The following is a 23096-nucleotide window of genomic DNA, read 5'->3' on the forward strand; positions in this document are numbered from 1 at the left end:
CCCAGAAGCCGTGATCCGGCGCGGAATCAGGGGTGAACAGCGCGGCATGCCAGTGAGGGGACGGCCGCCTTCCGGCGGCCGTCCCCTCACTCGAGTCTGTTCGGTGGGGCCTACTGCCCCTGTTCGTCACGGCGGCGCTGCCACCGTTCCTCGATACGGCCCATCATCGACCGACGCTGCCGGTTCTGCCCTGGGGGCGAACCGGCCGCACTGCCGGAGGCGGGTTGCTCACCAGGCTTGGGTGCCTTGCGCCAACCGGTGACCACGAGCACCGTACAGCCCAGCATGACGAGGAATCCCACCACGCTGATCCACAGTACGTTCGGCACGATCACACCGGTCATGAGGAGCGCGATACCCACCACAATGCCTGCGACTGCCTGGTAGACCCGTCGCCGGGTGTACGTGCGCAGTCCGCTTCCCTCAAGCGCTGTAGCGAATTTGGGATCTTCGGCGTACAGCGCTCGCTCCATCTGCTCGAGCATTCGCTGCTCGTGCTCCGAGAGCGGCACGGGAGTCCTCCTCATCCGTCGGTCGCGGGGGGTAGCGACCAGGGGTCCCCTTCAGGATAGGCGGGGAATCGCCCCCGTGATACCCGCCCTCTACGCCACGTTCTAAAAAAACACTGCCCGTAAAAAGTACCGCTTGGGGAATGCTCAGCGCCGTCTTGAACGGCTCACTGAGGGCGTTATTCCCCAGAGGTCCGCTCGTCATGCCGGGCACTGACCCCGATCATACGGGTCACGACGCCGGTTCGTAGGGTGAGTGGCGCACCGCGTTCCCCGAAGCTCCGCAGATCAGGCGGGCTTCTCGCCGAGGACGTGCAGCTGCGTGGCGACCGCGTGGAACGCCGGGAGCTCGGCCGCGGCCTCCTCCAGCCGCAGCAGGGCCTCGACGGCGCCCGGCTCGGTGTCGACCAGGACGCCCGGGACGAGGTCGGCGAAGATCCGGACCCCGTGCACGGCGCCCACGGCCAGACCCGCCTCGGCGACCAGCGCGGAGAGCTGCTCGGCGGTGAAGCGGCGCGGTACCGGATCGCCCGCGCCCCAGCGGCCGGCCGGGTCGGTCAGGGCCGTACGGGCCTCCGTGAAGTGCCCGGCCAGGGCGCGGGCCAGGACGGCCCCGCCGAGTCCGGCGCCGAGCAGGCTGAGGATGCCGCCGGGGCGCAGGGCGGCCACCGCGTTGGCGACGCCCTCGGCCGGGTCGTCCACGTACTCCAGCACGCCGTGGCAGATCACCACGTCGTACGCGTCGCGCTCGACGACGTCGAGCAGGCCCTGGGCGTCGCCCTGCACCCCGCGGACCAGATCGGCCACGCCGGCTTCGGCGACGCGTCGCTCCAGACCGAACAGTGCGTTGGGGCTCGGGTCCACCACGGTGACCCGGTGGCCGAGGTGGGCCACCGGCACGGCGAACTTGCCCGTACCGCCACCCGTGTCCAGCACGTCCAGCACGTCCCGCCCGGTCGCCTTCACCCGGCGGTCGAGCGCCTCCTTGAGGACCTCCCACACCACGGCGGTGCGGAGGGAGGCGCGGGGGCGGGAAGTGTCCGACACGGCTGATGGCTCCTCGGCGCGTTGGTGAACGGTCGCTGCCCACCCTATGGCCTCGCGCTACCGGGCAGGTCATCCCGCGTCCGGACGCTCCGCACGCGGTGGCGGCAGGGCCTGGGCCGGGCCGGCCGGCGCAGGCGGGCGGAGCGAGAGCATCCGCTCCACCAGGCGCAGGAACATCGCGACGGCACGCACCAGATCGTCCGCGTCCCGGCCGGTGGCCGCTCCCGCTATGCCCGCCTCCGCCCGCGCCCGGCGGGCCGCGCCGGAGGCGAAGAGCGCGCTCCACTCGGTCAGTTCGGGCGCTATCTCCGGGAGCACCTCCCACGCGCTGCGGATCCGCGGCCTGCGCCGGGGGTGCGCCGGTTCGGGCCGCCCGCGCGCGGCGAGCACGGCCGCGGCGGCGCGCAGCGCGGCGAGATGGGCGGTGGCGTACCGCTCGTTGGGCCGGGTCAGCAGGGCGGCTTCGGCCAGGCCCTCGTGGGCCTTGGTGAGCAGGTCGAGGGCGGCGGGTGGAGCCGCCGACTTCCGGGGGACGGGGTGGACAGGGGACGGGGACGGTGTGGCCATGACGAACCTCCTGTCATCGCGTGCGCATCGCGCTGCCTGGTCGAGCTCCTACGGGTCGAGCTGTTCTTACGTGCCCCCATCGTGACGGGCCCCACTGACAATCGCGCTGACCTGCGGTTTCGTCCCCGCCGCCGGGGCCGCCGCCGGGCAACTGCCGCCCCGTGCGCCGTGGATGCCGCCGGGGATGCTAGTTTTTGAACTGACCGGTCAGTTCAAAAGAAGGGGGAGGGCGTGGACAGCCCGCACGGCGCGGCCGTCAAAGCCGAGGACTTCGGAGTCAAGGGCCCGCGCGGCTGGGTCTTCCGGGGGATCGGGATCGACGCGGCGCCCGGCTCGCTCATCGCGGTCGAAGGCCCCTCCGGGAGCGGGCGGACCTGCCTGCTCCTCGCCCTCACCGGCCGGATGAAGGCCACCGAGGGCCACGCCGAGATCGGCCGCCACCGGCTGCCGAAGAAGATGGCCGCGGTCCGCCGCATCGCCGCCCTCGGCCCGGTGCCCGGGGTCAACGACCTCGACCAGGCCCTCACCGTCGCCGAGCAACTGCGCGAGGGCGCCCTGCTCCAGCGCCGCTACGACGGCCCCGTCCGCGCCCTGCTCCGCCCGCGCGCCGAGCGCCGCACCTCCACGGCGGCCCGGATCGATGCCGCGCTGGCCGCCGCCGGACTCGACCTCGGAACCCTGGCCAAGGGGCCGCGCACCTCGGTGCGGGACCTGGAACGGCTGGAATCCGTACGGCTGTCGGTGGCCATCGCGCTGCTCGGCTCGCCCCGCCTGCTCGCCCTGGACGACCTGGACCTCAAGCTCTCGGCCGCCGAACGCGCCGAAGCCTGGGAGCTGCTGCGCTCCCTCGCCGCCCGCGGGACCACGGTCCTCGCGGTGTGCGGCGAGGCCCCGTCCGACGCGACGGTCCTGCGCACGGTCCCGGCGGCCGCCACCACCACCGACCCGGCCTCGGAGCCCGCGGCGGGCCCGGCCACGGAACCGGTCCCGGACTCCGCCGCCGACCAGGCCGCCACACCGGCCGAGGGATCCGCCGTGGTGCCCCGGCCCACGGACTCCAAGATCACCTGGGGCGTCCAGGCCACCACCCCGCACGACTCTGACGGAACCGACGGAACCGCCGGCACCGCCGACTCCGACGAGACCACCGACTCCGCCGGCACCGGCATCCCGGCCACCGCCCAAGACCCGCACGACACGAAGGGGGACGACGATGCGCTCGCCGAAGCTGGCCGCGCTTGAGCTGAAGCGGTTCGGGCGGGGGAAGCTGCCCCGGGCCGCCCTCGTCGCGCTGCTCCTGCTGCCGCTGCTCTACGGAGCCTTGTACCTGTGGTCCTTCTGGGACCCTTACAGCCGCCTCGACAAGGTGCCGGTCGCCCTCGTCAACTCCGACCGCGGCGCCACCGTCGACGGGAAGCAGATCGACGCCGGCGGCGAGATCACCCGCAAGCTGCGCGACAGCAAGACCTTCGACTGGCGCGAGGTGAGCGCGGAGGAAGCGGCCGAGGGGCTGGAGAACGGCACCTATTACCTCTCCCTCACCATGCCCGCCGACTTCAGCTCGAAGATCGCCTCCAGCTCCGGTGAGGACCCCGCCACCGGAGCCCTCCAGGTCCGCACCAACGACGCGAACAACTACATCGTCGGATCGATCTCGCGCACCGTCTTCTCCGAGGTCCGCTCGGCCGCGTCCACCAACGCCTCCCGCGGTTTCCTCGACAAGATCTTCGTCAACTTCTCCGACCTCCACGACAAGACCGCCCAGGCCGCCGACGGAGCCGACAAGCTCACGGACGGGGCGGGCAAGGCGCAGAAGGGCGCCAAGGACCTCGCCGACGGCCTGGACACGGCGAAGCAGAAGAACGGCGAACTCACCGGCGGACTGAAGAAGCTGAACGGGGCCGCCGGACAGCTGGAGACGGGGACGAAGGACATCGCGGCCGGCACCCAGCGGCTCGCCGACAAGGTCGGCGGCGCCGCCGACAAGGCCCGTCCCTTCCTCAAGGACCCCAAGAGCCTCGCGGACAGCGCCGAACTGGTCGCCGACACCGCCAAGGTCGTCGACAACCACCTCGAAGCCTTCGCGAAGGCGGCCCCAGCCGCCGCGACCGTCACCCGGCGCGTCTCCACCGGCGCCGCCGACGTCTACGCGAAGACCTGCACCACCGGCGCCGAGCCGCTCCCCGAGACCTGCCCGCAGCTGAAGCGGCTCAAGGACGACGCCGCCGAAGCCGCGGAACTCGCCGGCGACGTGGACACCCTGCTGGGGAACGCGAACGGAGACCTCGCCACCCTCCACAAGCAGCTCGCCGACCTGGAGCGCGAAGCCCGCCTCCTCGTCACGAAGGCCCCCGGGCTCTCCGCGGACCTGGAGGCCGCGGTCACCCAGGTGAACGCCCTCAACGACGGCGCCCACAAGGTCTCCGACGGCATGGCCAAGCTGCACACCGGCATCGGCTCCGCCACCGAGGGATCCGGCGCGCTCGGCGCGGGCGTCGGCAAGCTCGGCGCCGGCGCGCACGACCTCGACGGCGGCCTGGTCAAGCTCGTCGACGGCAACGGGGACCTCGCCGGCGGCCTGCACGACGGCGCGGGCAAGATCCCGGCCTACGACCAGCAGCAGCGCGACGCCCGCACCGAGGTCATGGCCGACCCGGTCCGCCTCGCCAACCAGTCCCTGCACAAGGCGCCCAACTACGGCACCGGCTTCGCCCCGTACTTCATCCCGCTCTCCCTCTGGGTCGGCGCGATGGTCGCCTACATGCTGATCGCGCCGCTGAACCGGCGCGCGCTCGCCACCGGAGCCTCGCCCTGGCGGATCGCCCTCGCGGGCTGGCTGCCCGTGGTGGGGATCGGCGCCGCGCAGGTGGGCGCACTGATGTCCGTACTGCACTGGGGACTCGGCCTGCAGATGGCCCGGCCGGCGCTCACCGTCGGTTTCCTGATCCTGGTCACCGCCTGCTTCGCCGCGATCGTCCAGTGGCTCAACGCCAAGTTCGGCGCCGCCGGGCGGATCCTGGTGCTGGCCGTCCTGATGCTCCAGCTCACCTCGGCGGGCGGCACCTACCCCGTCCAGACCAGCCCCGGTTTCTTCAATGCCATCCACCCCTACCTGCCGATGTCCTACGTGGTCGAGAGCCTGCGCCGGCTCATCACCGGCGGCGACCTCGCCCCGGTCTGGCAGGGCTGCCTGGTCCTCACCGCCTTCACGGCGGGCGCCCTCGCCCTGACCGCCCTCGCCGCCCGCGGCAAGCAGGTGTGGACGATGGACCGGCTGCACCCGGAACTGAGCCTGTAGCCCGGACGGACAGGTTGACCTGTGAGAATCAGCGCCATGGAAAGCAGCAGCACCGGTACGGCCGCGGGTGGTGGCCGCCGCGCGGCCACACGGCAGAAGCTCTACGAAGCAGCCGTCACCCTCATAGCGGAGCAGGGCTTCTCCGCGACGACGGTCGAGGAGATCGCCGAGCGGGCGGGCGTGGCGAAGGGCACCGTCTACTACAACTTCGCCAGCAAGAACGACCTCTTCGAGGAGCTGCTGCGGCACGGGGTCGGCCTCCTGACCGAGTCCCTGCGCACGGCGGCGGAATCCACCGAGGCCAGGGGCGGCACCCGGGTCGAGGCGCTCGACGAGATGATCCGGGCCGGACTGGTCTTCATCGACCGCTACCCCGCCTTCACCCAGCTCTACGTCGCCGAGCTGTGGCGCACCAACCGGACCTGGCAGTCCACGCTGATGGTCGTCCGGCGGGAGGCCGTCGCCGTCGTCGAGACGGTGCTGCGCGAAGGCGTGGAACGGGGCGAGCTCAGCGCGGAGATCGACGTGCCGCTGACGGCCGCGGCGATGGTGGGGATGGTGCTGGTGGCCGCGCTGGACTGGCAGTCCTTCCAGAGCGAGCGGTCGCTGGACGACGTGCACTCGGCGCTGTCGCTGCTGCTGCGGGGCCGGGTGAGCGGGAACCGCTGACGCGTCTCCGCCGGCGGGTGACCCCCGATCGGCAGTGCCCCCCGATCGGCGGTGCCGCAGGGGCGGCCGGGCCGCGTAGAACTGGTGGGGCGGGTGAGTATCCGTACCTAGACGCGGAAATGAGTATCTGCGCGGATGGGGTGCGGGGCGTCGCCGCGCCAGACTGGGGGCCACGGACAGGGACCCGGCGCGCACCGCCGACACGGGGCGGCAGGTGCGGACCGGGTCTCTCTGGCCGACGGGGTGGGAACAAGGCTGAGGCCGGGGCTCGGGGGGATCGAGCCCCGGCCTCAGCCGTGTCCCCGACCCGGCGTCAGCCGCGGCCGCGCAGCGGGATGCGGGCCCGGGCCCGGACCCGGGAGGTCGCGTCGGCGAAGCGGCCGGTCAGCTCCGACCAGCGGGCCGAGGCGGCCCAGCGGACGCGGGCCGCCGAGCGGGGGAGGAACCGCGCGCGCAGCCGGGACCGGCGGGACACCCCGGCGAGGAGCCCCGCGCGGGCCAGCAGAACGTCCGCAGCCAGCTCCCCGTAAGGGGGCTCCGCGCCCGGCGGTGCGTACAGTTCCCGCTCCACCGCGCCCGCGACCCGGCGTACGGCACCGGCCGCCTCCGCGTCCAGCCGGCCCAGGGACACCACCCGGTCCGCCGCCCCCCGCGGGGACAGCGCCTCGTCCGGGAGGATCCCCACGTCCCACGCCGCGTCACCCAGCTCCCGCCAGGCGGCCAGGACCCCGCCCGAGCCGAGCCGCCGCGCCCGCGACCGCCCGCGCCACAGGAACGGCAGCAGCGGCAGGGCCAGGAGCAGGACGCCCCCGGCCGTCCAGGCCAGGACCGTGGCCGCGGACGGGCCGTCGCCCCCCGCGCCCGTGCTCCGCTGGCCCGCGGCCGGACCGCACTCGCCCAGCCTCCTCTGGTCCGGCGGGCAGTCGTCCGCCGTCGAGGGCCCGGCGGACGGCTGCGCCGCGCTCGCGGACGGGGCCGCCGTCGGCACGCTCGGCTGGGTCTGCGGGGTGCTGGGCCGGCTGTAGTCCGGCACGGTGATGCCCGACCGGGGCGTCGGCTCGAAGCGGGTCCAGCCCACGCCCTCGAAGTACAGCTCCGGCCAGGCGTGCGCGTCCCGCATCGAGACGTTGACGACGCCATCGGCCTGCTTCACCCCGGGCGTGAACCCGACCGCGACCCGCGCCGGGATCCCGAGGGTGCGCGCCATCGAGGCCATCGAGAAGGCGAAGTGGACGCAGAAGCCCTCCTTGTCGGCGAGGAACTTGGCGATGGCCTGCGAACCCGTGCCCGAGGACACCTTCGTGTCGTAGCGGAACCCGCCGCTCACCGCGAAGTAGTCCTGGAGCTTGACCGCCGCCGAGTAGTCGTCCTTGGTGCCGCGCGTGACCTCGCGGGCCGTCTGGACGACGACCGCCGGCAGGTTGTCCGGCACCTTCGTGTACTCGGCCGCGATCTCCGGATCGGCCGCCGGAGCGCGGCGCAACTGCTCCGCCGTCGGGTTCAGCAGCAGGCTGCGCACCGAGTACTGCACGCCTTGGGCGTTCTGGAACTTTTCCTTGCCCAGCTGGTCCCCGACGAGCGTGCGCCCGGCCGGTTCGAACCGCCACTTCCCGGCGATGTCCACGCCCGTCGCCGGATAGGGCATCGGCAGGTAGCGCTGCGCGTACGTCTGCGCCGAGGAGATGAAGGTCTGCACCTCGGTCGCGCCGTTCAGCACGCTCTCGCTCACCCCCGGCGGGTTCGGCATCCGCTTCGGGACGTCCGTCAGGGCCCGCCCCGAAGCCTCCCACTTGATGCCGTTGAACTCGTCCAGCGCCAGGATCCGCAGGTACTGCTCGCCGAGCTGCGGGCTGTCCGTGCGGTAGCGCAGCACCACCCGGTTGTCCTGGGTGTTCAGACTGCTCTGCAGGGAGACCAGCGGGTTGACCGCCTGGATCGACGGGCCGAGGCCGTTGCCCTCGCCCTCGCCCGCGCCGCCGCCCGTGCCCAGGAGGCCGCTGCCCATGGAGGGCAGCACCGCGGGCACCGCCAGCGCCAGACCCAGCGCGACCGCGCCGAGCCGCCGCCCGGTGCGCACCGGGGCGAGGGCCTGGCCGCCGCCCGCGTACCCGGCGGCCACCCTTCCGGGAGGGGCGGCCCCGAAGACCCGCCCCCACTGCGCCAGCCGGTCGCGTCCCTCCGCGAGCAGGAGCAGCAGGTAGCCGCAGCCGGCCAGCAGGAAGGCGGTCCAGGAGGCGCCGCCCGAGCCGGTGGCCGCGCCCGACAGGCCCGCCGCCACCGAGTACAGCGCGAGCAGCGGGAGCCCGGCCGCGGCGGCCGTCCGTACGGTCACCGCCAGCAGGTCGACCAGCAGCCCGATCAGCAGCACCCCGGACACCAGCAGCAGCCGGATCCCGTCCGTCAGCGGGGCCGGCATCGAGAACTCGTTCACGTCCTGCACGCCCTGGCGGAACAGCGCGCCGAAGTCCGTGACGAGGTAGTCCAGCAGCCCCTCGCCGGCGGCGGACGGCATCTTCCCGCCGAACACCAGCATCAGGGCCAGCAGCGATACGAGGACCTGCGAGGCCACGGTCAGCGTCCGGGCCAGCGGCACCCGCCGCGCGCCCGCGCCCACCGCGCTCTGCAGCGCCAGCAGCAGCGCCGCCTGCGGCAGCCAGCCGCCCGATTCCACCAGCGGGTTCAGCGACCAGGCGGTGAACAGGGTCGCCAGGGCCGCGAAGACCGTCAGTCTCGCCCGTCCGCTCATCCCCAGCCCCCCGCCGGACCCGAACCGCCCGCCGCGCCGATCGGCGCGTTGCCCGCCTGCCGCCACAGTTCCCCGAAGGCCACCCCGGGCGGGGCGGCCAGCGCAGTCCAGCCCGCGTCGCGCAGCCCGGCCAGGCGCTCGTCCAGCGGGGGCAGCCCCTGCGCCATCACCGAAGCCAGGCCCTGGGGCCGCCCGGACCAGTCCGCGGAGTCCAGTACGAACGCCACGGCGCCTCCGCCGCGCCGGCACATCTTGGCCGCCAGACCCGTCTGTACGTCGTCCAGGTCTCCGAAGAAGGCGATGAGGAGCCCGTCACCGCCCGCTCCGCCGAAGCCGCTGCCGGCGCCGTTGCTCCGTACCGCGTCGCAGGCCCGCGAAAGGCCCGCGCCGTCGGAGTGGCCGATCACCGCGAGGGTGTCCATCAGCAGCCCCGCCGCCTCCGCGGACTCCTGTCCGCCGGAGGTGAAGCCGCCGCCCTCGCGGGGCACGCAGTCCCCGGTGTCCGTCAGCAGCCGCACCGAGAAACCCTGCTCCAGCAGGTGCACCAGGGTCGACGCGGCGGCGGAGACGGCCCACTCGAAGGCCGAGTCGGGGCCGGCGCCCTCGTAGGCGAGCCGCCGGGTGTCCAGCAGCACGGTGGCCCGGCTGCGCTGCGGCTGCTCCTCGCGGCGCACCATCAGCTCGCCGTAGCGGGCGGTGGAGCGCCAGTGCACGCGGCGCAGGTCGTCGCCGCGCCGGTAGCCGCGCGGGATCACGTCGTCCTCGCCCGCCAGGGCCAGCGAGCGGCGGCTGCCGTCGCCGTAGCCGGAGGACTCGCCGGTGAAGCGCACCAGCGGCAGCGCCTCGGTGCGCGGGATGACGGTCAGGGTGTCGTAGGCGGAGAAGGAGCGGGTCAGCTCGACCAGCCCGAAGGGGTCGGTGAGCCGCAGCTGGAGCGGGCCCAGCGGGTAGCGGCCGCGCAGATCGGACCGGACCCGGTACGAGACCTCGCGGCGGCCGCCCGGCTCCACCCGGTCCAGGACGAAGCGCGGCCGGGGCCCCAGCACGTACGGCACCCGGTCCTGGAGCATCAGCAGCCCGGTCGGCATCCGGGAGGTGTTGTCGAGCCGCAGCTGCACCCGGGCCTCGGAGCCGGCCGGCACCCGCACCGGGGTCAGCCGGCGATTGCCGGAGACCCGGTGGCGGGTGCGGTGCAGGGCCAGGACGCAGAGCAGCGGCAGCAGGGCGAGCAGCAGTCCGACCCGGAGCAGCTCGGACTGGCCCAGTACGTAGGCGCACAGCCCGGCGGCGATCCCGGCGGCCAGGAAGGAGCGGCCGCGGGTGGTGAGCCCGGCCAGCGAGGCGCGCAGCCCGGCCGGGCTCCCGGCGGACTGCGGACTCCGGTCGCCCGCGCCGTGCGGGGCGCCGGCGCTCATCAGAAGCCCCGGATGCCCGCGCCGGGCGGGATCTCGCCGCGCGAGGGCGCGGCCGGTACGGGCGTGCGCTGGAGGATGTCGGCGACGACCTGCTCGGCGGTGCGCCGGCTCAGCTGGGCCTGCGCGGTGGGCAGCAGCCGGTGCGCGAGCACCGGTCCGGCCAGGGCCTGGACGTCGTCGGGCAGGACGTAGTCCCGCCCGGCCAGGGCGGCGGAGGCCTTGACGGCGCGCAGCAGGTGCAGGGTGGCGCGGGGCGAGGCGCCCAGGCGCAGGTCCGGGTGGCTGCGGGTGGCGGCGACCAGGTCGACGACGTAGCGCCGGACGGGCGCGGCCACGTACACCTCGCGGACGGCTTCGATGAGCTTGCCGATGTCGTGGGCGTGCGCGACGGCCGTCAGGTCGTCGAGCGGGGAGAGCCCGCCGTGCACATCGAGCATCCGCAGTTCGGCCTCGGGGCTGGGGTAGCCCACCGAGACCCGGGCCATGAAGCGGTCGCGCTGGGCCTCGGGGAGCGGATAGGTGCCCTCCATCTCCACCGGGTTCTGGGTGGCGACGACCATGAAGGGGCTCGGCAGCGTGTAGGTGGTGCCGTCGATGGTGACCTGGCGCTCCTCCATCGATTCCAGCAGCGCGGACTGGGTCTTGGGGGAGGCGCGGTTGATCTCGTCGCCGATGACGATCTGAGCGAAGATCGCGCCCGGCTTGAACTCGAACTCCCGGCGCTGCTGGTCGTAGATGCTCACGCCGGTGATGTCCGAGGGCAGCAGATCCGGGGTGAACTGGATCCGCTGCACCGAACAGTCGATGGACTTGGCGAGCGCCTTGGCCAGCATCGTCTTGCCGACGCCGGGCACGTCCTCGATCAGCAGGTGGCCCTCGGCGAGCAGGACGGTCAGCGCGAGGCGGACCACCTCGGGCTTGCCCTCGATCACGCTCTCGATCGATTCCCGCACCTGCTGCGCCGTGCTGGTCAGATCCGCGAGGCTCGCTCGGTCGTCATACGTGGTCACCTGGTTCTCCTCGACCCTTTCCCAGGGCCGGCGCACCATCGCGCATGACCGGCCCACCCCGAAACACCTCAGAAACCGCGAGCAATCAAGAACGTCGAAACGCGATCACCGGCCCGGAAGCTTCTTCCGGGTGACGTCTCCCCGCATTCTTGACGGCCCTTGGCCCTGGTGTCACTCAAGAGGTGGGATCGATCTCCCGCAGGAGCCCGGTGTGCACGTCGAAGACGAAGCCTCGCACATCGTCCTTGTGGGGCAGGAAGGGGTTCGTACGGACCCGCTGCATGGACTGGCGGACGTCCTGGTCCACGTCACGGAAGGCTTCGACGGCCCAGGCGGGACGCTGGCCGACCTCGTCCTCCAGCTCGTGCCGGAAGTCCTCGGTCAGGCTTTCGAGACCGCATCCGGTGTGGTGGATGAGGATCACCGTGCGGGTGCCGAGGGCCCGCTGGCTGATGGTGAGGGAGCGGATGGTGTCGTCGGTGACCACCCCGCCGGCGTTGCGGATCGTGTGACAGTCGCCCAGCTCCAGGCCGAGGGCGGCGTGCAGGTCGAGGCGGGCGTCCATACAGGCCACGACGGCCACCTGGAGGACCGGGCGGGCGTCCATGCCGGGGTCGGTGAACTTGGCGGCGTAGGCGCGGTTCGAGTCGACCAGGCGGTCGGTGACGGAGAGCTCCTCGGCGGCCTTGGACGCGGAGGCGGCGGACAGGGGTACGGAAGTCGTCATGGGTACGACGTTAGTGGTCACAGGGCGTATGAGCATGGAGTGAGGGTGGACAAAGAAGGTCACCTGATCCTGTTGTGAGCTAACCCACAGAGGTGAGGCGCACGGGGCCGTCCGGGTGATTCGCGGCTTTCGCGGCTTCGGTCGCACCGGGGCGCACGGCGCGCGGGGCGGTTCGTTGACCGCGGCGACCGTTGCACTAAAGTGACGCGAACCGGCCGGAGCCCGGCCCTGACCGGCCGCCCGGCCCTTTGGTAAGACTCCGCGTGCGCGGCGCGGCGTATGCCTGCCGCGCCGTTATCTGAGAGGGCGCTTTGACTAGCGAGTCCCGACACGTCCCGGTGATGCTCCAGCGGTGCCTGGACCTGTTGGCCCCGGCACTGGAGAGGCCCGGGGCCGTCGTCGTCGACTGCACCCTCGGCCTCGGCGGCCACAGCGAGGCCCTGCTCACCCGGTTCCCCGAGGCCCACCTGATCGGCCTGGACCGCGACAAGGAAGCCCTGCGCCTCTCCGGGGAGCGCCTCGCGCCCTTCGGGGACCGGGTCACCCTCGTCCACGCCATCTATGCCGACCTGGCCGAGGTGCTGGACGGCCTGCGCATCCCCACCGTGCAGGGCATCCTCTTCGACCTGGGCGTCTCCTCCATGCAGCTGGACGAGGCCGACCGCGGCTTCGCCTACGCGCAGGACGCCCCGCTCGACATGCGGATGGACCAGACGACGGGCATCAGCGCGGCCGAGGTCCTCAACACCTACGCGCCCGGCGAGCTGGTCCGCATCCTGCGCCAGTACGGCGAGGAGAAGCAGGCCAAGCGGATCGTGTCCGCGGTGGTGCGCGAGCGGGACAAGGACCCCTTCACCAACAGCGCCCGCCTCGTCGAACTGATCCGCGACTCCCTGCCGCAGGCGGCCAAGCGGACCGGCGGCAACCCGGCCAAGCGCACCTTCCAGGCCTTGCGCATCGAGGTCAACGGCGAACTGTCCGGACTGGAGCGGGCCATCCCCGCCGCCGTGGACCGGATCGCGGTCGGCGGCCGGATCGTGGTGCTCTCGTACCAGTCGCTGGAGGACCGCCTCGTCAAGCAGGCCTTCGCCGCCGGCGCGACCTCCACGGCCCCGCCCGGGCTGCCGGTCGTACCGGAGAAGTACCAGCCGAAGCTGAAGCTCCTGACGCGCGGCGCCGAGCTGCCGACGGAGGAGGAGATCGCGGAGAACCGGCGTGCGGCGCCGGCCCGCTGCCGCGGGGTGGAGCGCATCCGGGAGGCGCGGCTGTGAAACGCCTGGGGCGGGTGCTGGGGGGCCCGGTCGCCGGACAGGCGGCGCGGACCCCGTTCGTCCTGCTGGTCGTGGCGCTGCTCGGCGGCGGGCTGATCAGCCTGCTGCTGCTGAACTCGGCGCTGAACCAGGGCTCCTTCCAGCTGAGCAAGCTGAAGCGGGAGACGACCGCGCTCACGGACGAGGAACAGGCGCTGCAGCGGGACGTGGACGGCTACTCGGCGCCCGACGCGCTGCAGCGGCGGGCGCACGAGCTGGGCCTGGTGCCCGGTGGCAGCCCGGTCTTCATCGGTCCCGACGGCAAGGTCGCCGGGACCGCTTCGCCGGCCGCCGAGCCGCCGCCCCCGTCGCCGCCCGCGCCGCCCGCGCCCCCGGTGTCCGCCCCGCCGGTCTCGCCCACCCCGGGCGGGGCCGTGCCGAGCCCGGCGGGCTCCCCGGCCCCGGCGGGCTCCCCGCCCCCGGCCGCCTCGGGCGCAGCCGCTCCGGCTCCCGCCGCCGCTCCGTCGGGCGGCGCCCCCCAGCCCTCCCAGACCCCTGGACGGTGACGTAGTGACGCGTACCCCTGCGGGGCTGGTCCCCTACCCGCCCTTCCACCGTTCCCCAGAGGCTCCGGCGCAGCCGGGTTCCGCAGGCTCCCGGGGAGCTGCCGCGTGAGCCCCCAGGAGCCGCCGCGGCGGCGGGTGCCCGGGCCCGGGCGGGCCCGGACCGGGGCGGAACGGGCCCGGGGCGCGGCACGGCCCGCGGCAAGGCCCGCCACCCGCAGGCCCGCCCCCGCGAGGAAACCGCACACGATCCGGCTCGGCGCCCCCAAGCCCCGGCTGCGGCTGGTCGGCGTGGGCCTGACGATGGTGATGCTGGTGTTCGTCGTACGGCTGCTCCAGGTGCAGGCCGTCGACGCGTCCGCGTACTCCGCCAAGGCCTCCGAGAACCGCTTCGCCAGCTACACCCTGGCCGCCGAGCGCGGGGAGATCACCGACCGCAAGGGCGTGGCGCTCGCCACCAGCGTGGACGCGTACGACATCACCGCGGACCCGCACATGTTCACCGTGCAGGAGAGCAAGGCTCCCGACGCCCCCGAGCAGGCGGCGGCCCTCCTCGCGCCGATCCTCGGCAAGGACGCCAAGGAGATCGCCGCGCGCCTGAAGACGAAGAACACCCGTTACGTGGTCCTCGCCCGCCGCCAGACCCCCCAGGTCTGGAACCAGATCAAGGGCCTCAAGAAGGTCTTCGCCGAGAAGGCGACCGCCGACAAGAAGAACAACGGCCCCGGCGCCAACGTGCTGGCCGGCGTGTTCAACGAGAACAGCAGCAAGCGCGTGTACCCGAACGGCGACCTCGCCGCCGGGATACTGGGTTACGTCAACGCCGAGGGCAAGGGCGGCGGCGGCCTGGAGTCCTCCCTCGACAAGAAGCTGTCCGGCAAGGACGGCGAGCTCACGTACGCCCAGTCGGGCGGCCGCCGCGTGCCGACCGCCGGGTCCAGCGAGAAGCCCGCCGTGCCCGGCGAGGACATCGAGCTGACCATCGACCGCGACATCCAGTGGGCCGCGCAGAGCGCCATCACCGAGCAGGTCGCCAAGTCGGAGGCCGACCGCGGGTACGTCATCGTCCAGGACACCGCCACCGGCGAGGTCCTCGCCATGGCCAACGCCCCCGGCTTCGACCCCAACGACCTCTCCAAGGCCAGCTCCGCCGCCATGGGCAACGCCGCGCTCCAGGACGTGTACGAGCCCGGCTCCACCGCGAAGGTGATGTCGATGGCGGCCGTCCTGGAGGAGAAGAAGGCCAAGCCCGACACCCACGTCGAGGTCCCCAACCGGCTGCACCGCGGCGACCGGCTCTTCAAGGACGACATCGACCACCCGACCTGGTACCTGACCCTCAACGGGGTCCTGGCCAAGTCCTCCAACATCGGCACCATCCTGGCCACCGGCCAGCTCGGCCCGACGCAGCCGGAGTCCAACAAGGTCCTGTTCTCGTACCTGGACAAGTTCGGCATCGGCCGGTCCACCGGCCTGAACTACCCGGGCGAGTCCCGCGGCATCCTGGCCCCGCCGGAGAAGTGGTCCACTTCCCAGCAGTACACGATCCCCTTCGGCCAGGGCCTGTCCCTCAACGCCATGCAGGCGGCCTCCGTGTACTCGACCATCGCCAACGGCGGGGTGCGCATCGCCCCGACCCTGGTCCGCGGCACCAAGGGCCCCGACGGCCGCTTCACCCCGGCGCCCGCACCCGCGAAGAACCGGGTGGTCAGCAAGGAGACCGCCAAGACCCTCGCGGAAATGCTGGAGTCGGTGGTCGACGACCAGGAGGGCACCGGTACCAAGGCCCGCATCCCCGGCTACCGGGTCGGCGGCAAGACCGGCACCTCCAACCGGGTGGATCCGGCCACCGGCCGCTACAAGGGCTACACCGCCTCGTTCGCGGGATTCGCACCTGCGGACAACCCGCGCATCACCGTCTACTGCGCCATCCAGAATCCCACCAAGGGCAGTTACTTCGGTGGCCAGATCTGCGGGCCCATCTACAAGAAGGTCATGGAGTTCGCCCTCAAAACCCTCCAGATCGCTCCCACCGGAACCGCTCCCGCCGGACTCCCGGTCACCTACGAACCCGGCGTGCGGCCCGGCCTTCAGCCGAGCCCGCAGCCCGGTCAGTGACCGGCGCCCCCGGCCGGCCCGCCCCAGAAAAGCGTGAGGCACCATAAGTGACAACGATCACCCCCGAATCCGGGAACCACGCGTCCGCCGCCCCCCAGGCCGGGCCCTCGCTTCGCGAGCGGCCCGCCGCGCCCGGTACGCTCACCGCCGTGCCCCACGCTGATCAGCCCAGAACCACCCAGAACGACGCACCGGCAGCGCCGCCGGGAGCGCCACGTCCCCTGTCCGTCCGCCCGACCCCCCTGGGCGAGCTGGCGGAACTGCTGGGAGTGGAAGTCCCCGCCGCGCAGACGCGGATCACCGGCATCACGCACGATTCCCGTGCCGTGCGCCCCGGAGACCTGTACGCGGCCCTGCCGGGAGCCAAGCTGCACGGCGCGGACTTCGCCGCGCAGGCGGCCGCCCTCGGCGCCGCCGCGGTGCTGACCGATCCGGCCGGCGCCGAGCGCGCCGCGGCCACCGGACTCCCGGTCCTCGCCGTCGCCGACCCGCGCGGCCGGATGGGCGCCCTGGCCGCCGCGGTCTACGGACGGCCGGGCGAGGACCTGCTCCAGATCGGCATCACCGGTACCTCCGGCAAGACCACCACGGCGTACCTCGTCGAGGGCGGCCTGCGCGGCGGCGGACGCCGGACGGGGCTCATCGGCACCGTCGAGATGCGCGTCGGTGACGAGCGCATCAAGTCCGAGCGCACCACCCCCGAGGCCACCGACCTGCAGGCGCTCTTCGCGGTCATGCGCGAACGCGGCGTCGAGGCCGTCGCCATGGAGGTCTCCAGCCACGCCCTGGTGCTCGGCCGGGTCGACGGCTGCGTCTTCGACGTGGCCGTCTTCAACAACCTGAGCCCGGAGCACATGGAGTTCCACTCCGACATGGAGGACTACTTCCAGGCCAAGGCGCAGCTCTTCACCGAGCGCCGCGCCCGCCTCGGCGTGGTCAACATCGACGACGAGTATGGCCGCCGCCTCGCCAAGGAGTCGCCGATCCCGGTCGTCACCTTCTCCGCCACGGGCGACCCGGCCGCCGACTGGCGGGCCGAGGACGTGGTCTCGCGCCACATGGACTCGACCCTGACCCTGGTGGGTCCCGCGGGCGAGCGGGTCCGGGCCACCGCCCCGCTGCCCGGCCCGTTCAACGTGGCCAACACCGTGGCCGCCGTGGTCACGCTCGCCGCCGCCGGCCTCGACCCGCAGACCGCCGCCGACGGCGTCGCCGCGGTCCCCGGGGTGCCCGGCCGGCTGGAGCGGGTCGACGCGGGACAGCCGTACCTGGCCGTCGTGGACTACGCGCACAAGACGGACGCCGTCGAATCGGTCCTGCGGGCCCTGCGCGAGGTCACCACCGGCAAGCTGCACGTCGTACTGGGCTGCGGCGGCGACCGCGACACCACGAAGCGGGCCCCGATGGGCGCGGCGGCCGCCCGGTTCGCCGACACCGCCGTACTGACCGCCGACAACCCCCGCTCGGAGGACCCCCTCGCGATCCTCGCCGCGATGTTCCGCGGCGCCGTGTCCGTACCGCCCGCCGAGCGGGGCACCGTCCTCGTCGACGCCGACCGGGCGGCGGCCATCGCCGCCGCCGTCGCGCGCGCCGAGGCCGGCGACACCGTGCTGGTGGCCGGCAAGGGCCACGAGCAGGGCCAGGACACCGCGGGCGTCGTACGCCCCTTCGACGACCGGGCGGTCCTGCGCGCGGCCATCGAGACCCAAGCACGCCAGCGTCCCCGACAGGCCGAGGTGAACCAGTGATCGCCCTTTCCCTCGCCGAGATCGCCGAGATCACCGGTGGGCAGCCCCACGACATACCGGATCCGTCCGTCATGGTCACCGGTCCCGTCGTCTACGACTCCCGCGAGGTCCAGGCCGGCAGCCTGTTCGCCGCCTTCGTCGGGGAGCGGGTGGACGGCCACGACTACGCCGAAGGCGCCCTGGCCGCCGGGGCCGTGGCCGTCCTCGCGACCCGGCCCGTCGGCGTCCCGGCCATCGTCGTCCCCGACGTGGTGGCCGGGCTCGGCGCGCTCGCCCGGTCCGTCGTCGAACGCCTCGGCACCGACGTCGTGGCCCTCACCGGCTCCGCCGGGAAGACCTCCACCAAGGACCTGATCGCCCAGGTCCTCCAGCACCACGCGCCGACCGTGTGGACCCCCGGGAACCTCAACAACGAGATCGGCCTGCCGATCACGACGCTGCGGGTCACCGAGGACACGAAGCACCTGGTCCTGGAGATGGGTGCCCGCGGCATCGGCCACATCGCCTACCTCACCGGACTGACGCCCCCGCGGATCGGCGTGGTCCTCAATGTCGGCACCGCGCACATCGGGGAGTTCGGCGGCCGGGAGCAGATCGCGCAGGCCAAGGGCGAACTCGTCGAGTCCCTGCCGTCCGAGGCGGAGGGCGGCATCGCCGTCCTCAACGCCGATGACCTGCTGGTACGTGCCATGACCGGGCGTACGAAGGCCCGTACGGTGCTGTTCGGCGAGGCCGAGGACGCCGACATCAGGGCCACCGCGGTCCGGATGACGGACAGGGGACAGGCTTCCTTCACATTGCGAACACCGGCCGGGTGCAGCGACGTGACCTTGCGGCTGTACGGTGAGCACCACGTGTCGAACGCGCTCGCCGCGGCCGCCGTCGCCCACGTACTGGGCATGTCCGCCGAGGAGATCGCCATCGCGCTCTCCGGGGCGGGCAGCCTGTCCCGGTGGCGGATGGAGGTCACCGAGCGGGCGGACGGCGTGACGATCGTCAACGACGCCTACAACGCAAACCCCGAGTCCATGCGGGCCGCACTGCGCGCACTTGCCGCGATGGGCGGTGCCGGCAAGGCGAACGGGGGCCGCACGTGGGCGGTGCTCGGCCCGATGGCCGAGCTCGGAGACGACGCGCTCGCCGAGCACGACGCGGTCGGACGGCTTGTCGTCCGGCTCAACGTGAGCAAGCTGGTCGCGGTCGGGGGCAGGGAAGCCTCCTGGCTGCAACTGGGCGCATATAACGAGGGTTCGTGGGGTGAGGAGTCGGTGCTCGTGTCCGACGCACAGGCGGCGGTCGACCTGTTGCGCAGTGAACTGCGCCCGGGGGACGTCGTGCTGGTGAAGGCTTCCAGGTCAGCCGGCCTGGAGCGGGTGGCCCAGGCCCTGCTCGACGGCGAGGTCGCCGGCCGATGAGGCAGATCCTGTTCTCCGGAGTCATCGGACTCTTCCTCACGCTCGTCGGCACCCCGCTGCTGATCAAGGGTCTGGCCCGCAAGGGCTACGGCCAGTTCATCCGGGACGACGGGCCGCGCGGTCACGCCGGGAAGAAGGGCACGCCCACCATGGGCGGCATCTCCTTCATCCTGGCCACGCTGATCGCGTACGCCCTCACCAAGGTGATCACCGGAAGCCAGCCGACCTTCTCGGGCCTCCTCGTCCTCATGCTGATGGCGGGCATGGGCGTGGTCGGCTTCCTCGACGACTACATCAAGATCGTCAAGCAGCGTTCGCTCGGTCTGCGGGCCAAGGCCAAGATGGCCGGCCAGCTGATCGTCGGCATCGCCTTCGCGGTGCTCGCGCTGCAGTTCAAGGACGCGCGCGGACTCGCTCCGGCCTCCACCAAGCTGTCGTTCGTCACGGACTTCGGCTGGTCGATCGGCCCGGTGCTCTTCGTGGTCTGGGCGCTGTTCATGATCCTTGCGATGTCCAACGGCGTGAACCTGACCGACGGTCTCGACGGTCTGGCCACCGGCGCCGCCGTGATGGTCTTCGGTGCCTACACCTTCATCGGCGTCTGGCAGTACCAGGAGTCCTGCGCCAACGCGCAGACCCTGACCAACCCGAACGCCTGCTTCGAAGTGCGCGACCCACTGGACCTCGCCGTCGTCGCCGCCGCCCTGATGGGCGCCTGCTTCGGCTTCCTGTGGTGGAACACCTCGCCCGCCAAGATCTTCATGGGCGACACCGGCTCGCTGGCCCTCGGCGGCGCGCTCGCCGGCCTGGCGATCTGCTCCCGCACCGAGTTCCTGATGGCGCTCCTCGGCGGCCTCTTCGTCCTGATCACCATGTCGGTCGTCATCCAGGTCGGCTCCTTCAAGCTGACCGGCAAGCGCGTCTTCCGGATGGCACCGCTGCAGCACCACTTCGAACTCAAGGGGTGGTCGGAAGTCCTGGTCGTCGTCCGGTTCTGGATCATCCAGGGCATGTGCGTGATCGTGGGCCTCGGAGTCTTCTACGCGGGATGGGCAGCCGACAAGTGACCGCCTGGCACGGCAAGAACATCACCGTCGCCGGCCTCGGCGTGAGCGGCATCAGCGCCGCGAAGGCCCTGGCCGGGCTGGGTGCGCGGGTGACCGTCGTCGACAACGGGGACGGCGACGCGCGGCGTGCGCGGGCCGCCGAGCTCGCGGAGCTGGGCATCGAGGTCCGCCTCGGCGCCCTGGACGGCGGCGCCCGGGCGGGCGAGGTCCTGCCCGAGGGCACGGACCTCGTGGTCACCTCGCCCGGCTGGAAGCCCGACAGCCCGCTGTTCGCGGCAGCCGCCGCGATCGGCGTGGACGTCGTGGGCGACGTCGAGATCGCTTGGCTGCTGCGCGGCCCGGACGCCGCTCCCTGGCTGGCGATCACCGGAACGAACGGCAAGACCACCACCACCCAGATGCTCGCCTCGATCCTGAAGGCCGCCGGCCTCAGGACCGCGGCCGTCGGCAACATCGGCACCCCGATCATCGACGTGGTGCTCGGCGAGGAGCGGTACGACGTACTCGCCGTCGAGCTCTCCAGCTACCAACTGCACTGGGCGCCCTCGGTGCGCCCCCACTCCGCGGCCGTCCTGAACCTGGCCCCGGACCACCTCGACTGGCACGGCTCCATGGAGGCGTACGCCGCCGACAAGGGCCGCATCTACGAGGGCAACACGGTGGCCTGCGTCTACAACGCCGCGGACAAGGCCACCGAGGACCTGGTCGTCGAGGCGGACGTGGAAGAGGGCTGCCGGGCCATCGGCTTCACCCTCGGCGCCCCCGGCCCCTCCATGTTCGGCGTCGTCGACGGCATCCTCGTCGACCGGGCCTTCGTGGAGAACCGGCAGAAGAACGCCCAGGAACTCGCCGAGGTCGCGGACGTCAACCCGCCGGCCCCGCACAACATCGCCAACGCCCTCGCCGCCGCCGCCCTGGCCCGCGCCTTCGGCGTGGAGCCGCGCGCCGTCCGCGACGGACTGCGCGACTTCCGGCCGGACGCCCACCGGGTCAGCCACGTGGACGAGGTCGCCGGGGTCACGTACGTGGACGACTCCAAGGCCACCAACACCCATGCCGCGGAAGCCTCCCTGGCGGCCTTCGAGCCGGTGGTCTGGATCGCCGGCGGCCTCGCCAAGGGCGCGACCTTCGACGAGCTCGTGCAGAAGGCCGCGAAGCGTCTGCGGGGCGTCGTCCTGATGGGCGCGGACCGGGCCCTGATCGCCGAGGCACTGGCGCGACACGCCCCGGAGGTCCCGGTCGTGGACCTCGCACGGACCGACACTGGGGCGATGCTCGCGGCGGTCCGGGAAGCGGCCCGGCTCGCGGAACCCGGCGACACGGTTCTGCTGGCCCCTGCCTGTGCCTCGATGGACATGTTCGCGAACTACAGCAAGCGTGGGGACGCGTTCGCCGACGCGGTGCGCGAACTGGCCGCCGAGCAGGCCTAGGTCCGGCTCGATCCAGGGCAGGTTCCCTCCGGCCGACCGGCTGCTCGCCCCGTACGAGTGGGAGGGGAAGATCACAGATGCCGGCCAAGCAAGTGCTGCCGGGGCGGCGGCCGTCCGCGGACAAGACCGCCAGGGCTGCCCGGATCCCCAGGGAAGCCAGGGGCGCCAGACCCGGTGCGCCCGGGGCCGGCCGGGGAGTGCTGGGCCGGGGTCGCCCCGCGGCACGTCCCGGGAGGCCCGCCGGGGGCGGGCCGCTGACGCGGCTGCGGCGTACGCAACGGCAGTTGCGCCGGGCCTGGGACCGGCCCCTCACGGCGTATTACCTGATCTTCGGCAGCGCGCTGCTCATCACCGTGCTCGGCCTGGTGATGGTCTACTCGGCCTCCATGATCAAGGCGCTCCAGCTCGGGCTCGGCGACGCGTACTTCTTCAAGAAGCAGTTCCTGGCGGCCACGATCGGCACCGGACTGCTGCTGCTCGCCTCCAGGATGCCCGTCAAACTCCACCGGGCCCTGTCCTATCCGGTGCTCACCGGCACGCTCTTCCTGATGGTCCTGGTCCAGGTCCCCGGGATAGGAGTGTCGATCAACGGCAACCAGAATTGGATCTCCCTTGGCGGTCCGTTCATGCTGCAGCCAAGTGAGTTCGGCAAACTGGCCCTCATCCTCTGGGGCGCCGACCTGCTGGCGCGCAAGGGCGACAGGGACCTGCTGAGCCAGTGGAAACACCTGCTGGTGCCGCTGGTCCCGGTCACCTTCCTGCTGCTCGGGCTCATCATGCTCGGCGGGGACATGGGCACCGCGATGATCCTCGGAGCCATCCTGTTCGGACTGTTGTGGCTGGCCGGAGCCCCGACGCGGATGTTCGCGGCGGTCCTGGCCTTCGTGGGCGTGCTCGTCGCCCTGCTCATCAAGACCAGCCCGCACCGCATGGACCGGCTCCAGTGCATCGGAGTCTCCGAGCTGCCCGACAACGGGCTGTGCTGGCAGGCGGTCCACGGAATCTACGCCCTCGCATCGGGCGGATGGTTCGGTTCCGGACTGGGTGCCAGTGTGGAAAAATGGGGGCAACTGCCAGAGGCCCATACCGACTTCATCTTCGCCATCACCGGCGAGGAACTGGGTCTGGCGGGGACGCTGTCGGTGCTCGCCCTGTTCGCGGCCCTAGGCTATGCGGGTATCCGCGTGGCCGGACGCACGGAGGACCCCTTCGTACGGTTTGCCGCGGGAGGCGTGACCACCTGGATCACGGCGCAAGCCGTGATCAACATCGGTGCGGTGCTCGGCCTGCTGCCGATCGCCGGTGTCCCGCTCCCGCTGTTCTCCTACGGTGGGTCAGCCTTGCTGCCGACCATGTTCGCGGTCGGACTGCTCATCGCCTTCGCGCGGGAGGAGCCGGCGGCACGGGCGGCGCTCGCGATGCGGAGGCCCAAGAACGGCCGGCCGCGGACCGGGCAGAGATGGAAGTCGATGAGACGGCGCGTCAAGAAGCGTCCGTCCGGAGAGCGGTGAATTTCG

The 23096-nt window shown here is 72.5% G+C and carries 18 protein-coding genes; 11 read left to right on the forward strand and 7 right to left on the reverse strand.

Annotated elements, in window-relative coordinates:
• Nucleotides 1–110: 110 nt before the first annotated feature.
• The 3 genes from ACIQV3_RS04115 to ACIQV3_RS04125 form a co-directional block, all read right to left on the reverse strand.
• Nucleotides 111–512, reverse strand: coding sequence for a DUF3040 domain-containing protein (locus tag ACIQV3_RS04115; RefSeq protein ID WP_403709542.1), 402 nt, complete (start codon nt 510–512; stop codon nt 111–113).
• A gap of 285 nt (nt 513–797) precedes the next feature.
• Nucleotides 798–1556: a class I SAM-dependent methyltransferase gene (locus tag ACIQV3_RS04120; protein ID WP_403709544.1), complete on the reverse strand. Its 759-nt coding sequence runs from the start codon at nt 1554–1556 to the stop codon at nt 798–800.
• A gap of 69 nt (nt 1557–1625) precedes the next feature.
• Nucleotides 1626–2123, reverse strand: coding sequence for an SAV_6107 family HEPN domain-containing protein (locus ACIQV3_RS04125; protein ID WP_403709546.1), 498 nt, complete (start codon nt 2121–2123; stop codon nt 1626–1628).
• Nucleotides 2124–2354: 231 nt separating this feature from the next.
• On the opposite strand from ACIQV3_RS04125, the gene ACIQV3_RS04130 reads away from it, so the two are divergent.
• The 3 genes from ACIQV3_RS04130 to ACIQV3_RS04140 are packed head-to-tail and all read left to right on the forward strand — an operon-like array spanning nt 2355 to nt 6090.
• Complete coding sequence (locus ACIQV3_RS04130; protein WP_403709548.1) at nt 2355–3365, forward strand: ATP-binding cassette domain-containing protein; 1011 nt, start codon at nt 2355–2357, stop codon at nt 3363–3365.
• The gene (locus ACIQV3_RS04135) at nt 3337–5421 is read left to right on the forward strand and encodes a YhgE/Pip family protein (RefSeq protein WP_403709550.1); all 2085 of its coding nucleotides are present in this window, start codon (nt 3337–3339) and stop codon (nt 5419–5421) included. The genes ACIQV3_RS04130 and ACIQV3_RS04135 overlap by 29 nt, the downstream gene beginning before the upstream one ends.
• 36 nt (nt 5422–5457) lie before the next feature.
• Nucleotides 5458–6090, forward strand: a complete 633-nt coding sequence (locus ACIQV3_RS04140) for a TetR/AcrR family transcriptional regulator (protein WP_323187825.1) — start codon at nt 5458–5460, stop codon at nt 6088–6090.
• Nucleotides 6091–6403: 313 nt separating this feature from the next.
• On the opposite strand, the gene ACIQV3_RS04145 is transcribed toward ACIQV3_RS04140, so the two are convergent.
• The 4 genes from ACIQV3_RS04145 to ACIQV3_RS04160 all read right to left on the reverse strand — a co-directional run bounded on the left by ACIQV3_RS04145 (nt 6404) and on the right by ACIQV3_RS04160 (nt 11988).
• Nucleotides 6404–8836 carry a transglutaminaseTgpA domain-containing protein gene (locus tag ACIQV3_RS04145; RefSeq protein ID WP_403709551.1) on the reverse strand — a complete coding sequence of 811 codons (2433 nt, stop codon included), beginning with the start codon at nt 8834–8836 and terminating at the stop codon, nt 6404–6406.
• On the reverse strand, nt 8833–10251 hold the full coding sequence (locus tag ACIQV3_RS04150) for a DUF58 domain-containing protein (RefSeq protein ID WP_403709553.1): 1419 nt from the start codon (nt 10249–10251) through the stop codon (nt 8833–8835). The genes ACIQV3_RS04145 and ACIQV3_RS04150 overlap by 4 nt, the downstream gene beginning before the upstream one ends.
• Entirely contained in the window at nt 10251–11261 is a 1011-nt protein-coding gene (locus ACIQV3_RS04155; RefSeq protein WP_403709555.1) for an AAA family ATPase, read from the reverse strand. Before ACIQV3_RS04155 ends, ACIQV3_RS04150 begins: the two co-directional genes overlap by 1 nt.
• A gap of 175 nt (nt 11262–11436) precedes the next feature.
• The gene (locus ACIQV3_RS04160) at nt 11437–11988 is read right to left on the reverse strand and encodes a beta-class carbonic anhydrase (RefSeq protein ID WP_403709557.1); all 552 of its coding nucleotides are present in this window, start codon (nt 11986–11988) and stop codon (nt 11437–11439) included.
• 341 nt (nt 11989–12329) lie between these two features.
• Here ACIQV3_RS04160 and rsmH point away from each other — a divergent pair, with 341 nt between their 5' ends.
• From rsmH to ftsW, 8 genes are all read left to right on the forward strand, one after another.
• A complete protein-coding gene (gene rsmH / locus ACIQV3_RS04165) occupies nt 12330–13259 on the forward strand; it encodes a 16S rRNA (cytosine(1402)-N(4))-methyltransferase RsmH (RefSeq protein WP_403710138.1) in 930 nt (309 codons plus the stop codon).
• Complete coding sequence (locus ACIQV3_RS04170) at nt 13256–13804, forward strand: hypothetical protein (RefSeq protein WP_403709559.1); 549 nt, start codon at nt 13256–13258, stop codon at nt 13802–13804. Before rsmH ends, ACIQV3_RS04170 begins: the two co-directional genes overlap by 4 nt.
• A gap of 105 nt (nt 13805–13909) precedes the next feature.
• Entirely contained in the window at nt 13910–15919 is a 2010-nt protein-coding gene (locus ACIQV3_RS04175) for a peptidoglycan D,D-transpeptidase FtsI family protein (RefSeq protein WP_403709561.1), read from the forward strand.
• Nucleotides 15920–15966: 47 nt separating this feature from the next.
• Nucleotides 15967–17667, forward strand: a complete 1701-nt coding sequence (locus ACIQV3_RS04180) for a UDP-N-acetylmuramoyl-L-alanyl-D-glutamate--2,6-diaminopimelate ligase (protein ID WP_403709563.1) — start codon at nt 15967–15969, stop codon at nt 17665–17667.
• Complete coding sequence (murF, locus tag ACIQV3_RS04185; RefSeq protein WP_403709565.1) at nt 17664–19082, forward strand: UDP-N-acetylmuramoyl-tripeptide--D-alanyl-D-alanine ligase; 1419 nt, start codon at nt 17664–17666, stop codon at nt 19080–19082. Before ACIQV3_RS04180 ends, murF begins: the two co-directional genes overlap by 4 nt.
• Nucleotides 19079–20149, forward strand: coding sequence for a phospho-N-acetylmuramoyl-pentapeptide-transferase (gene mraY, locus ACIQV3_RS04190; RefSeq protein WP_403709567.1), 1071 nt, complete (start codon nt 19079–19081; stop codon nt 20147–20149). The genes murF and mraY overlap by 4 nt, the downstream gene beginning before the upstream one ends.
• Nucleotides 20131–21579 carry a UDP-N-acetylmuramoyl-L-alanine--D-glutamate ligase gene (gene murD, locus ACIQV3_RS04195; protein ID WP_403709569.1) on the forward strand — a complete coding sequence of 483 codons (1449 nt, stop codon included), beginning with the start codon at nt 20131–20133 and terminating at the stop codon, nt 21577–21579. Before mraY ends, murD begins: the two co-directional genes overlap by 19 nt.
• A 77-nt stretch (nt 21580–21656) precedes the next feature.
• On the forward strand, nt 21657–23090 hold the full coding sequence (ftsW, locus tag ACIQV3_RS04200) for a putative lipid II flippase FtsW (RefSeq protein WP_403709571.1): 1434 nt from the start codon (nt 21657–21659) through the stop codon (nt 23088–23090).
• Nucleotides 23091–23096: the final 6 nt, after the last annotated feature.

The sequence above is a fragment of the Streptomyces sp. NPDC099050 genome (assembly GCF_044759865.1).
Lineage (GTDB): Bacteria > Actinomycetota > Actinomycetes > Streptomycetales > Streptomycetaceae > Streptomyces.

What these genes read in the sequence shown, in the direction of transcription:
- ACIQV3_RS04150 (WP_403709553.1), bottom strand. Translation starts at nt 10,251, where the DNA reads ATGAGCGCCGGCGCCCCGCACGGCGCGGGCGACCGGAGTCCGCAGTCC.
- ACIQV3_RS04125 (WP_403709546.1), bottom strand. Translation starts at nt 2,123, where the DNA reads ATGGCCACACCGTCCCCGTCCCCTGTCCACCCCGTCCCCCGGAAGTCG.
- ftsW (WP_403709571.1), top strand. Translation starts at nt 21,657, where the DNA reads ATGCCGGCCAAGCAAGTGCTGCCGGGGCGGCGGCCGTCCGCGGACAAG.
- rsmH (WP_403710138.1), top strand. Translation starts at nt 12,330, where the DNA reads ATGCTCCAGCGGTGCCTGGACCTGTTGGCCCCGGCACTGGAGAGGCCC.
- ACIQV3_RS04140 (WP_323187825.1), top strand. Translation starts at nt 5,458, where the DNA reads ATGGAAAGCAGCAGCACCGGTACGGCCGCGGGTGGTGGCCGCCGCGCG.
- ACIQV3_RS04145 (WP_403709551.1), bottom strand. Translation starts at nt 8,836, where the DNA reads ATGAGCGGACGGGCGAGACTGACGGTCTTCGCGGCCCTGGCGACCCTG.
- mraY (WP_403709567.1), top strand. Translation starts at nt 19,079, where the DNA reads ATGAGGCAGATCCTGTTCTCCGGAGTCATCGGACTCTTCCTCACGCTC.
- ACIQV3_RS04135 (WP_403709550.1), top strand. Translation starts at nt 3,337, where the DNA reads ATGCGCTCGCCGAAGCTGGCCGCGCTTGAGCTGAAGCGGTTCGGGCGG.
- murD (WP_403709569.1), top strand. Translation starts at nt 20,131, where the DNA reads ATGGGCAGCCGACAAGTGACCGCCTGGCACGGCAAGAACATCACCGTC.
- ACIQV3_RS04160 (WP_403709557.1), bottom strand. Translation starts at nt 11,988, where the DNA reads ATGACGACTTCCGTACCCCTGTCCGCCGCCTCCGCGTCCAAGGCCGCC.